At 56.8% G+C, this 11,895-nt stretch carries 6 protein-coding genes; 4 read left to right on the top strand and 2 right to left on the bottom strand.

What is annotated here, in order from left to right; all coding sequences use genetic code 11:
* The first annotated feature begins 9 nt into the window (after positions 1-9).
* The 4 genes from ACQYWX_RS14370 (at position 10) to ACQYWX_RS14355 (ending at position 6,625) form a co-directional block, all read left to right on the top strand.
* Positions 10-1,515, top strand: coding sequence for a hypothetical protein (locus tag ACQYWX_RS14370; RefSeq protein WP_431689283.1), 1,506 nt, complete (start codon positions 10-12; stop codon positions 1,513-1,515).
* 168 nt (positions 1,516-1,683) lie between these two features.
* On the top strand, positions 1,684-2,862 hold the full coding sequence (locus ACQYWX_RS14365; RefSeq protein ID WP_431689282.1) for an ABC transporter substrate-binding protein: 1,179 nt from the start codon (positions 1,684-1,686) through the stop codon (positions 2,860-2,862).
* Positions 2,863-2,915: 53 nt separating this feature from the next.
* A complete protein-coding gene (locus ACQYWX_RS14360) occupies positions 2,916-4,091 on the top strand; it encodes an ABC transporter substrate binding protein (protein WP_216736228.1) in 1,176 nt (391 codons plus the stop codon).
* 2 nt (positions 4,092-4,093) lie between these two features.
* Positions 4,094-6,625, top strand: coding sequence for a cache domain-containing protein (locus ACQYWX_RS14355; RefSeq protein ID WP_279506560.1), 2,532 nt, complete (start codon positions 4,094-4,096; stop codon positions 6,623-6,625).
* Positions 6,626-6,719: 94 nt separating this feature from the next.
* Here the strand turns inward: ACQYWX_RS14355 and ACQYWX_RS14350 are convergent, their stop codons facing one another.
* Entirely contained in the window at positions 6,720-9,248 is a 2,529-nt protein-coding gene (locus ACQYWX_RS14350; protein WP_431689281.1) for an EAL domain-containing protein, read from the bottom strand.
* A gap of 128 nt (positions 9,249-9,376) precedes the next feature.
* Positions 9,377-11,431, bottom strand: coding sequence for an elongation factor G (fusA, locus tag ACQYWX_RS14345; RefSeq protein ID WP_431689280.1), 2,055 nt, complete (start codon positions 11,429-11,431; stop codon positions 9,377-9,379).
* Positions 11,432-11,895 lie beyond the last annotated feature (464 nt).

The following is an 11,895-nucleotide window of genomic DNA, read 5'->3' as shown; positions in this document are numbered from 1 at the left end:
CTCTTCATCATGGAATCACTCCTGTCGGAAAGCAGCCTGACCGATTCGCTGCTGACCCAGATTCGCGCGCGTCTTCCCGTCGTCGACGACGCACTGCAGGCGCATGCCCGCTCTCCGGTCTGTGACTATACCCGTAGCGGATTTCGCATCGCCCCCAGCAGTTTTCAGCCTCGCCAGGATCTGGCAGACGTATTGCAACGCTATGTCTCGCCCCTGCTTGGCGAAGCGGTGGCCACGGCGGTCAGTGCGGATATTCTTAGTCATCCCGTCGCCCTGACCGCCAATCATCACGGTGTGGACTATTTCGCCCAATCCGTGCAAGGCACACTGCTGTTTGGACTCTCCACGGGGGCGACCACCCTGCCCGTGTTCGCCTGCGCCAATATTCCTCTCAACAATCTCACCTATCCCCGGGGAATGTTGCTGTATCCTGAGGCGAATTTCGCCGAAAGCGCCGCCAATGGCGCTTTTCCGCTGAAAATCCCCTTGTTTCCCGACCGCCTGAAGCGCACCATCGTCGCCCGCGCCCCCGCCCTGGACGCAACCATGCTGCAAAACGCCCGGAAACGCCTGCGCGCCGTCAGCAACGACGCCCCCCGACTGGCCGAGACCGCTCTCAGCCTGCTGCAAGAGGAATACGAGGCGGAAGCGGTGATGGCCGCCGCGGATTACTCGGATCAGGCGGTGATGCTGAACCAGCGTGTCTGGAGCCGTCTGTTCGCCGCCAACGTATCCGCGCCGACGCTGGTCTATCTGGAAATGGAAAAAATAGCGACTATGCTTCTGGAATATGACTTGGCTAACCCGGATAGTCTCGCTTCCATTCTCTTTTTCGAGCAGCCTTTGTTGCGGGCTCTGGACGCTGAACTTAAGGGAGTCAACGGTTCCGGCACCTTTCTGTTCTGGGGCGTTGACGACGCCGGGCGCAGAGTATCACTCGGCCTGACGGCTGAAGACGGAGGCGCGGCGACATTGCGTGCAGTGGACGGACAACAAAGCGATTATGCAGTTCCCTTGACGGCCGGCCCGTTACTGCAGGAACTGCGCTCAGGTCGTCTATTGCCCTCATTATTCACGAATTTTCTTGTCATCGCCCTGGCCCGCGGCGTAACCTGCGCCGGCGGTTACTATCAGGCTTCCTATCTGCCCCGGATGCAACGCGGCGTGCTGAACGCACTACAACGCCATTTTGGCGAAGACGCCCGCTTTCAAGCCATCGCCCAGGCCTTCACAGGATTCTATCTGTCAGGCATGCAAACCGTAGTCACCCGCACTCGCGACGATGGCTACGTGCCGGCGGGTCCGGTTGAGATCATCGCCGCCGGCGGACTGGACGCCAGCGCCGTGGCGCGTATTCGCGCCATGACGGTGGAGCAGGCGCATATCGCCTCGTTGCTGGAAACGACGGCGGACGTGATGACCGGTCAGGGGGCCATGCCGGAAGGCTGGGCCGCCACCCTGGCGGGCGAATGCCGACATCGCCTGGCGGGCGTCCCGGTGACCATTGAGGCTTGAGAACGCCTAAAGGTCTGAGAATGCCTGATAGTGCGCCATTAAGAGCGCAATAGAAACAAAGGGTTATATGGAAAAGTTGCAGTAGCGCAGTAAAGCAGTCAAAGCGAGTGAGGTGTTAGGGAACTATAATTGCGAAAACGAGTTTGGGGAGCATAAGGAGAACAGCGAATGAGGATAAAACTTTATCTGGTCGCTCTGATATCACTGACCTTGACGCTGTTCACCAGCGTCGCCACTGCGGCCACATCCGCCAAGGCTGAAGCCGCCTCGAAGTTCAGCATGGAGCCGACGACCAATAATGGGCAACGTTGGCGAATAGGCTATTACGAAGGGGGCGAGTACCCGGATTATCAACGGGAGCTGATCGTCACGGTGCGCTCGTTGATGGATATGGGCTGGATCAAAAAGGCGGACATCCCTCCCCAAAAGGGCGATCAGACCAGCGATCTATGGCGCTGGCTCTCTGAGTCGGCCCAGAGCGACTATATCGAGTTCGTCAAAGACGCCCACTACAACGCCAATTGGGACGACAACCTGCGCGCCCAGATGAAGACGGACATCATCAAACGGCTCAGCGAAAAGAAAGACATCGACCTGATGATCGCCATGGGCACCTGGGCGGGGCTGGATCTGGCTAACAACGAGCACAGCACGCCGACCTTGGTGTTTTCCGCGAGCGATCCTCTTTCCGCCGGCATCATCAAAAGCATCGATGATTCCGGTTATGATCATTTGCACGCCACCATGGACCCCTTCCGTTATGACCGCCATATCCGGGTGTTCCATGACATCACCGGATTCAAAAAGCTCGGCATCGCCTACGAAAACACCCAGAACGGCCGCAGTTACGCCGCGGTGGACACCATTGAGGCGTTGAGCAAAGAGCTTAAATTCACCATCGTGCCCTGCTACACCAAGAGCGACATCGCCGACGTCAGCATGGCGGAGCACAGCGTCATCGACTGCTTCCAGAAGCTGGCGCCGAAAGTGGACGCCATTTACATCACCGAACAGGGCGGCGTCACCCGCAAGACCTTGCCGGTGATCGTGAAAACGGCCCAGAAATACAATGTGCCCACGTTCTCCCAGTCCGGCTCCGAAGAAGTTCGCTATGGCGTGCTGGCCAGTCTGTCGCAGTTCAACTTCAAGTATTTTGGCGAGTTCCACGCGCAGACCATGGCCAGGATATTCAATGGCGCCAAGCCCAACGAACTGCCCCAGTTGTTTGAAGAACCGGCGAGAATGGCGCTTAACCTGAAGACCGCAGAGATCATCGGGTTCAACCCCTCCCTGTTGTTACTCGGCGCCAGCGACGAGATTTACAGAGAGGTCGAAACGCCCCAATAAGCGTAACCGCCCGCTCTCAGAGCAGAGCGGGCGCCAGCAAGATGGAGCATCTCATGCGCAATTCGATCATCAGGATTGTCTTCCGCTTCACAGGCGTGCTGGGACTCACTCTCCTGCTCGCCATGACGCCTCCTGCCGCCGCTTCGCACCCGCCTGATACGCCACAGGCGCAAAATCCGCCCGCTCACGCCCCATGGCGTCTGGCTTATTACGAAGGCGGCCCCCATGGCAACTATCACGACTACCTTGAAGCCACCATCCGCGGCCTGATAGCGCTGGGGTGGATCGAACCGGTGGAGTTGCCAAGCAGCGAAGCCGACGCCCGCACGCTCTGGACCTGGCTGGCGCATAACGCCAAAAGTCAGTACCTGACGTTTCTGGACGACGCCTACTACTCCGCAGACTGGGAACAGGATTCCAGGGAGAAAATTCGTGCGGATATTATCGACAGGATGAACCGGCAGAAAGATATCGATCTGGTCTTCGCCATGGGCACCTGGGCAGGTCAGGATTTGGCCAATAATCGCCACCACACCCCCATTTTCGTGATTTCCGCCAGCGATCCGATTCAGTCCGGCATCATCAAAAGCGCCGAAGATTCCGGCTATGATCACGTGTTCGCCCGGGTGTCGCCTCAGCGCTACGAGAAGCAACTGCGGGTGTTTCACGAAGCGGTGGGCTTCAAGCGCCTCGGGGTGGCCTACGAAAACTCCGTGGATGGGCGCGCCTATGCGGCGCTGGAGAATATCGAAAAAGTCGCCAAGGAGAATCGCTTCAAAGTGGTAAGTTGTTATACCCTAAGCGATATTCCGGACAACAGCAAAGCGGTGGAAAGCGTACTTTCATGCATCGACAAGCTGGCGCCGGAGGTGGACGCGCTGTACATTACCATGCAAGGCGGCGTAAATGAGCGCAGCATTCCGAAAATAGTTAAGATCGCCAATAAGCATAAATTGCCCACTTTTTCCCAACTGGGCTCGGAAGAAGTAAAATATGGCGTTTTGATGAGTATGTCGCGGCCGGACTTCGAATCCGTCGGTAATTACCTGGCTTCCTGCCTGGGTCAGGTTATAAACGGGGCGAGCCCCAGAGCCCTGAAACAATTGTTTGAGGAGAAGACCAATATATCCCTTAACCTTAAGACGGCGGAAGTCATTGGCATCTACCTGCGCGCAGACTGGCTTGCCGCTGCAGACGAAATCTTTCGAGAAATACAGGTTCCCGATTAAACATGGTTCGAGCTAACAGCCGTTTTTTCAGCCGCTACCGTTTTTACTCGCTAAGAACCAGGATCATCTCTCTCATTCTGTTGATCATGTCCATAGCGGCGCTGTCGATTCTTTATTTCACGCATCGTGACGTGGGACGCGCGATGCTTCATGCTGAAGAATCCTCCGCGCAAAACGTATTGAAGCTGGTCGAGCTGAATATCAAAGCCGGTTACGATCAGTTGACCGGCGACAAAATAGAAATCCTCTCCAATCTGCAAAGCGACTTGCAGAGCGTCTCGGAGATCGCGCAGTCCTCCTTCAAGGTGTACGGGGATTTGTACAAGTCAGGCAAGGTCTCCCAGGAAGAGGCCGAGGCCATGGCGTTCAAGTGGCTGCGGGACGTACGCTTCGGCGAAGTGGAAGTCTTTGTGTTCAATCGCCAGGGCGGCGTCATGGCGCACCCGGACCCCAGCGTGGAAGCGACGTACATCACTTCACTGCGGGATTTTAAAGGCCGCGTCATCTACCAGACCATGTCGGACGACAATCTGGACTCTTCCGGCGACAAAGCCATCTTCAACTGGCGCAAACCCGGCAGTGACCGCGACAGCCGCCATATCGGCTACTTTCTTCCCCTGCCCGACTGGAAACTGACCCTCGTCGCCATGGTGGACTTCGAATACGTCGAAGCGGAAAGCCGCAAGAAAATGAGCGCTATTATCGACAGTCTGCGTAAGACGTTCCCTGACATCAAAGTCGCCAACACCGGCTACGCCTACCTGTTTGACGGCCAGAGCGAAGTGCTGGTGCCGCCTCCAGGCGCCAGCGGAGAAGGCGAAGCGCCCAAGCCATTGAATGGTGAGCAACGGGATCTGCTGGCCGAATTGATCGGGCAAATTGGGGCGCAGGAGCAAATCGGCCAGGTGGTGTATCACTACCACGACCCCTTTGTGGCCGGCTCCAAACGCGATGAAGAACGTCAAGTCGTAGCCTACGTCAGCTATTTCAAACCTTTCGACTGGTATCTCTCCGTGGTGGTGCCAGTTGAGGAAATCTCCGCACCGGCGGAGAATCTGGTGAAGAGCCAGAGTCTGGTCATCGCCTTTTTCTTCATTGGCAGCATTCTCGTGGCCTTCATCTGGGTGTCGCGTATTTCCCGGCCATTGGACTTTCTCACCAATTACGCCAAACAACTGCCGTCGCAGGATTTCCTCAAGGACGACCAGCCGAACAGCACGATTCAATCGTTGGCGGTGCGCTCCCGCGATGAGGTGGGACGTCTGGCGGAGTCGTTCATCTTCATGGAAGTGGAGCTGAAAAAGAACATCAAGGAAGCCTGTCGCGAGAAAGAAGCGGCGGAACAGGCCAATCAGGCGAAAAGCGAGTTCCTGGCCAGAATGAGTCACGAAATCCGTACGCCGATGAATGGCGTGCTGGGCATGGCGAGCATACTTGCGGATACGCCATTATCGGAGAAACAGCGCAAATACCTGGACACCATCGTCAGTTCCGGGGAGTCGCTGCTGAATATCATCAACGACATTCTGGACTTCTCCAAAATCGAAGCCGGCAAGCTGGAGCTGGATAATCACGCGTTCAAGCTGCCGGAGTTGCTCAACTACCTCGTGGATATCTTCTCACCCAGGGCGCACAGCAAGGACATTGAACTGGGTTGCGCCCTCAGCGACGGCATTCCTGAAACCCTGATCGGCGACAGCGGCCGCCTGCGGCAGATCCTCACCAACCTGGTGGGCAACGCCCTTAAATTCACTCAGCAGGGCAGCATTCAGATCATTGTGGAAATCAGCGATGAAGACGCCCGCAACATGAAGCTGAAAATATCGGTCAGCGACACTGGCATTGGCATTCCCCTGGAGAAACAGGAAAAGATCTTCGAATCCTTCTCTCAGGCGGACGGCTCCACCACCCGCACCTACGGCGGCACCGGACTTGGCTTGAGCATCTCCAAGAGCCTGGTGGAACTGATGGGCGGCGAGCTGGGCGTGGAAAGTCGTCCCGGCGAAGGCTCCACGTTCTGGTTTTCCGTATGGCTGGAAAAAGATCCCACCACCAGCGGCGTCTCCACCTTGACCACCAAAACCGGCGGCGGCGCAACTGGCCGCACTCAGAATCCACCGCTTAGCGGCCGCGTTTTATTGGTGGAGGATCACCCCATCAACCAGGAATATGCGGTGGAGCTGCTGAATATGATCGGCATCACCGCGGACATCGCCGAGAATGGTCGCGAAGCGCTGACGCGCCTGGCCAAGAACCACTACGACATGGTGTTGATGGATTGCCAGATGCCGGTTATGGACGGCTACGAAACCGCCATGGCCATTCGCGCCGCGGAGCAATCCCATCCCGGCAGCCGACGCTTGCCGATAGTGGCGCTGACCGCCAACGCCCTGCCCGGCGACCAGCAACGCTGCATGGATTCCGGGATGGACGACTTCCTCGCCAAACCTTTCAATATCCAGCAACTGTACGCGTCACTGGCGCGCTGGTTGCCCACCGCCAAAGCGCGCATCGCCGACCGCAGCGCCAAATAGGCGGGCGTCAACGAAGACTTCTCACCGGGAAAAGTTAAAACAGGGAACGGATCGGAATCAGACCAGACAGGGCGGGCAGATAAAAATCAAGGCGTCATCCGACGCCTTTTTCGTATTGTTTGAACGCGGCGCTAAGCGTATCCAGCAAATGCGTATTGTCCCAGGGCTTAGAGATATAGCGGTAGATTTCCCCCTGGTTGATCGCCCGTTCCAGACTCTCCGACGAGCCGTGCCCCGTGAGCAGAATGCGCAATGACCGCGGATGCATGGTTTTGATTTTGGAGAAAAACTGCACGCCGCTCTCTCCTGGCATCTGCAAATCGGAAACGATCACTGCCACTTCGCGCCGCGCCAGCACTTCATAGGCGTCTTCCGTATTGCTCGCCACCAGCACTTCGTAGGCCTCATCCCGCAGAATACGCTTGATGCTGCGCAGGATATTGGCGTCATCGTCCACCACCAGCACCGCGCCTCTGTCCCGGCTGCGACCGAATTCGCTGATGTCCAGGCGCGGACGCTCTTTGAGCATGGCGCAGATTTGTTCTTCAGGCAGCGGGCGACTGAAATAGAAGCCCTGTATCGCATCGCAGTTTTCCGCCGCCAGCAGCGCGATCTGGCCCGCCGTTTCCGCCCCTTCCGCAATCGTCTTTAAGCCCAGGCTCTGGGACATGCGGATAATGGCTTTGACGATGGAGTAATCGTCCGGGTTATTGGTCAGGCCAGACACAAAGGATTTATCAATTTTCAGCTTGTTAACGGGAAAGCGCTTCAGGTAACTGAGGTTGGAGTACCCGGTGCCAAAGTCGTCAATGGACAGGGACACGCCGATATCCTTGAGCCGTTGCATTAGAGAGATAGAAGTGATCGGGTCCAACATGGAGAGAGACTCAGTCAGCTCCAACTCCAGGTATTTCGGCTCCACCATGTATTTATTCAAAGCCTGCTTCACCAGCTCCTCGGTTTTCTGCTCCATGAACTGCAAAGCGGAAATGTTGATCGCCACCGGCACGATTTTCAGCCCCTGTCGCCGCCAGCTTTCCAGACGTTTGCACACGGCGAAGATGACCCACTCGCCAATAGCGGAGATCAAGCGTCCTTCTTCCGCCGCGGGAATAAAGTCCCCCGGCGGCACCAGCCCCAAGGTGGGCGACTGCCAGCGGATCAAAGCCTCAAGCCCAATGATCTTGCCCGTGCTCAAATCCACCTGTGGCTGGTAGTGCAAGACGAACTCGTCATTATCCAGCGCTTGCTTCAGGCTGCTTTCCAGCTTCAGACGCTCGTTGAGGCGATCCTGCATCTGGTGAGTAAAGAACTGATAGGCGTTGCGTCCCGATTCCTTGGCCCGATACATGGCGATATCCGCATGACGCATCAGCACTTCCACGTTGTCGCCGTCCTCCGGAAAACTGCTGATGCCCAGGCTGCAGGTAATGGAATGGCTCTGTCCCAGCAACAGCACCGGCGCGCTGACGGAGCTGATCAGACGCGACGCCAGATGGGTCAGATCCCCTTCGCTTTCCAGGTTATCCACCAGCAAAACGAACTCGTCGCCGCCGAATCTGGCCAGGGTATCGCAACTACGGGTGCAATCCTGCAGTCGCTTGGACATGATCCGCAGCAGCTCATCACCAGCGTTATGCCCCAGGGTGTCGTTGATCAGTTTGAACTTATCCAGATCGATGAAAATCAGCGCCAAACGGGATTCATTACGCTGCGCGTGATTGATCGACTGCGTGACTCGATCCAGAAACAGACTGCGGTTAGGCAGCCCGGTCAGTGCGTCATGGGTCGCCTGAAACTCAATCGCCGCTTCCTGACGCCGACGCTCAGTGATGTCCCGCAACACAAACATATGGGAAGGCGAGCGGTGATAGGTGATAGGGATGCAGTTGACCTCCACCTCCACACGTCCGCCGGTGAGCTGCCGCAACAGCATGACTTCCGGCGGGCCCGCGCTTCTATCCGCCGAGCAAGCCTGTTTTAACTGCATGGCCGCGTATTCTTTCTGGTCGTCCGTGACGAAGTCCAGCAACGCGCCGCCCAGCAGTTTGTCCGGGTTATCCGCTTTCAGCATGCCCACCGCTGCGGAATTCAGAAATACAATGCCGTCTTCCCCTTCCACGAGAATGGCGTCAGGGGTGGTCTCAACTAATTTACGGTAGCGCTGCTCACTGTCCTTAAGTTGCTGATAGGCGACTTTGAGAGCGATATGGGTGTGCACCCGCGCCGCCAGCTCCTCCACCTGAAACGGCTTGGTGACATAATCCACGCCGCCGGCGTCGAAGCCCGCCTTTTTGCTTTTAACGTCGCTGAGAGCCGTCATGAAAATCACGGGAATGTCGTCGCAGCCATCCAGTCTCTTCAGTTTGCGGCAGGTTTCGAACCCATTCATTTCCGGCATCATCACGTCCAGAAGAATGAGAGAGGGTTGGCTTTGCTCAGCGATTTGCAGCGCCTGCATGCCATTTTCGGCGGAGAGCGTGCGGTAGCCTCTACTTTCCAGGCAGGCCACCGCCACATCCAGATTGAGAGGCGAGTCGTCGACAATTAAGACCGTGAACTCAGAGAGATCCTCGATCGTGGCGCAATCCTCGAATCCATCAGCTTGCAAGATAGTCGTCATGAAAGAGACTCTGATTCCCGTTAGCCCTTATCCAAAAGATAGCCCCGCGGCCGTGGATTTCAAGGCCGCTTGTCGTCTCCCCCGGTTCAGTAACGCCGCCCACTCCGGCTAAGCGCCTGTGACGCGGCTCATCCGCCGCTTTGTTTTTGTTTGTAGCGATCCATTAACTCATGCTGCAGTTTCGGTGGCGCATAGTCGTAATGGCTGAATTCCAGCGTGTAAGCGCCCTCACCGCCAGTCATGGACTTCAGTTTGGACTGATAGTTGTCCAGCTCCGCCAATGGAATCAACGCCGACACCGCGGCCCTGTTGCGGCTGAGCGCGTTGCTGCCCGTCACCATGCCCCGGGAGCCGGAAATGTCTCCGGTGATATCCCCGACGCTGGCCGCCGGCGCGGTCACGCTCAGCCTCACCATGGGTTCCAACACCACAGGCTGCGCTTTGGTCACCGCATCCAGAAAGGCTTTCTTGCCGGCGGTGACGAAGGCGATCTCCTTGGAGTCCACCGAATGATGCTTGCCGTCGTACACCGTCACCCGTAGATCCTGCAACGGAAAGCCGGCGATCGCGCCGCTTTCCAGCACCTGGCGTACGCCTTTTTCCACGCCGGGAATGTACTGGGAAGGGATGGAGCCTCCCACCACTTTGTTTTCAAACTCAAAGCCCTGACCCCGCTCCAGAGGCTCCACCCGCAGATAGACTTCGCCAAACTGCCCTGCTCCGCCGGTTTGCTTTTTGTGACGGAAATGTCCTTCCGCAGGCTTGGAAATGGTTTCTTTATAGGCGATAGAAGGCGGATGGGTGACCACCTCCACATTGAACTGCTGTTTCATGCGCTGCAACACAACACGCAGATGCAAGTCGCTGACTCCGTACATCACCGTTTCATTCAACGAAGCGCGATGCTCCAGCTTGAGACTGGGATCTTCCGCGCACACCTTCTGCAAAGCGTCCGACAGTTTCTGCTCATCCCCTCTGCGCACCGGCTCAATGGCGATACCGCAGATCGGCGGCGGGAAATCGATGGACTTGAGGTGGTATTGCTCTTCGTCCGTCGAGTCATGCAGCACGGAGTCGAACTCGATATCATCCACCTTCGCTACGGCGCAAATATCACCCGGCACGCCATAGGCGGTCTCCCGAGTTTTCTTACCTTGCAGTTTCAGCAGATGGGCGACTTTGAAAGGTTTACGGGCGTCACCGACATACATTTGCGAGTTAGGGGAGATGCGTCCCTGGTGAATCCGAAACACGCCCAACTTGCCCACGTAAGGGTCCACCGCGACTTTAAAAACGTGTGCGATGGCGTGCTTGCCCGGGTCCGGCTCCACCGCCACCTTCTTGGCTTCGGCGCCCTCGCCTTTCAAAAATTGCGGCGGGTTGCCTTCCAGTGGCGTCGGCATCAGATGGGAAATCACCTTCAATAACTCTTCCACGCCGGCGCCGGTTTGCGCTGACACAAAACAAACGGGAATCAAATGCCCTTCCCGCAAGGCTTGTTCGAAGGGATCGTGCAACTGCTCAGGATTGAGTTCCTGTCCCTGCTCCAGATACACCTCCATCAACTTCTCATCTACCTCCACGACCTGATCCACCAGCGCACTGTGCGCTTTCTCTACGGATGAAAAGTCCGTGGCGTGACTCTCGTCCGGCGCGAAATAGCAATCCACCACTCCATGACCGGATTCCGCCGGCAGGTTGATCGGCAGACATTCAGGACCAAAGGCTTCGCAAATGCTCTCCATAAGCTGGGCGAAGTCGATATCGTTCATGTCTATCTTGTTGACGATGATCATGCGGCAAAGCTCGCGCTTTTTAACCGCCGCCATCAGGCGCTCCGTCACCATTTCCACGCCCGCTTGCGCATTGATGACCAGCGCGGCGGAGTCCACAGCAGGCAATATGCTCAATGCCCGTCCAAGAAAGTCGGGATAGCCGGGAGTATCGATGAAGTTGATATGCGCCGCGTCGTAATCCAGGCTGCATACGGAGGTGTAGAGGGAATGCCCCAGCTCTTTTTCCTGGGGATCGAAATCGCTGAGAGTGGCGCCTTTTTCAACGCTGCCGGCGCTGGGGATTTCTCCGGATTTAACCAGAAGCGCTTCCAATAAGGTCGTCTTGCCGCAGCCGACGTGTCCCAAAAGCGCGATATTGCGGATGTTTTCTGTGCTGTACTGCGCCATAGCTCTTCCTTTTGGTGAGTGGAGACGACTTGCGTCGTCAAACGGAGCTTCGGCCAGTATCCCGATCGTATTCCGCACGGAGGACCCGTCGTAAAACACGAACTGCGATGGATTCTGGAAGGAGTATTTCTATGAATTAAAGCAGAAAATCCGGGATTTGGGAAAATTGCGGGGTTAGCAAAAACCGATAAAGTCGTAATGGGGATATTCAGCGGAATAAAAGCGCAATTTTACACAGAAGTATCCGAGCGCTCTGGAGATACTATCCCTGTCCGACAGCGGTTTCAGAAGCGCTTACCCCGTTTCTGACTCCCCCTTTCCGCTTACGGCGGCTTCTCCTGGCGTCTGCGATCGCAGGAGAGCCTCCCAGCGACCGAGGCGTTAATGAGCCAGGGTGGGCGCCTCGGTTTTTTTACTTTCCTACAGACTGGCCGCTACAAACTGGCGACGTCGACCCTGACAGA

Source organism: Hahella sp. NBU794, assembly GCF_050749805.1.
GTDB lineage: Bacteria > Pseudomonadota > Gammaproteobacteria > Pseudomonadales > Oleiphilaceae > Hahella.
Note: the sequence above shows the minus strand (reverse complement) of the source record. Positions and strands in the feature narration are given on the sequence as shown.

What these genes read in the sequence shown, in the direction of transcription:
- ACQYWX_RS14370 (WP_431689283.1), top strand. Translation starts at nt 10, where the DNA reads ATGGAATCACTCCTGTCGGAAAGCAGCCTGACCGATTCGCTGCTGACC.
- ACQYWX_RS14365 (WP_431689282.1), top strand. Translation starts at nt 1,684, where the DNA reads ATGAGGATAAAACTTTATCTGGTCGCTCTGATATCACTGACCTTGACG.
- ACQYWX_RS14360 (WP_216736228.1), top strand. Translation starts at nt 2,916, where the DNA reads ATGCGCAATTCGATCATCAGGATTGTCTTCCGCTTCACAGGCGTGCTG.
- ACQYWX_RS14355 (WP_279506560.1), top strand. Translation starts at nt 4,094, where the DNA reads ATGGTTCGAGCTAACAGCCGTTTTTTCAGCCGCTACCGTTTTTACTCG.
- ACQYWX_RS14350 (WP_431689281.1), bottom strand. Translation starts at nt 9,248, where the DNA reads ATGACGACTATCTTGCAAGCTGATGGATTCGAGGATTGCGCCACGATC.
- fusA (WP_431689280.1), bottom strand. Translation starts at nt 11,431, where the DNA reads ATGGCGCAGTACAGCACAGAAAACATCCGCAATATCGCGCTTTTGGGA.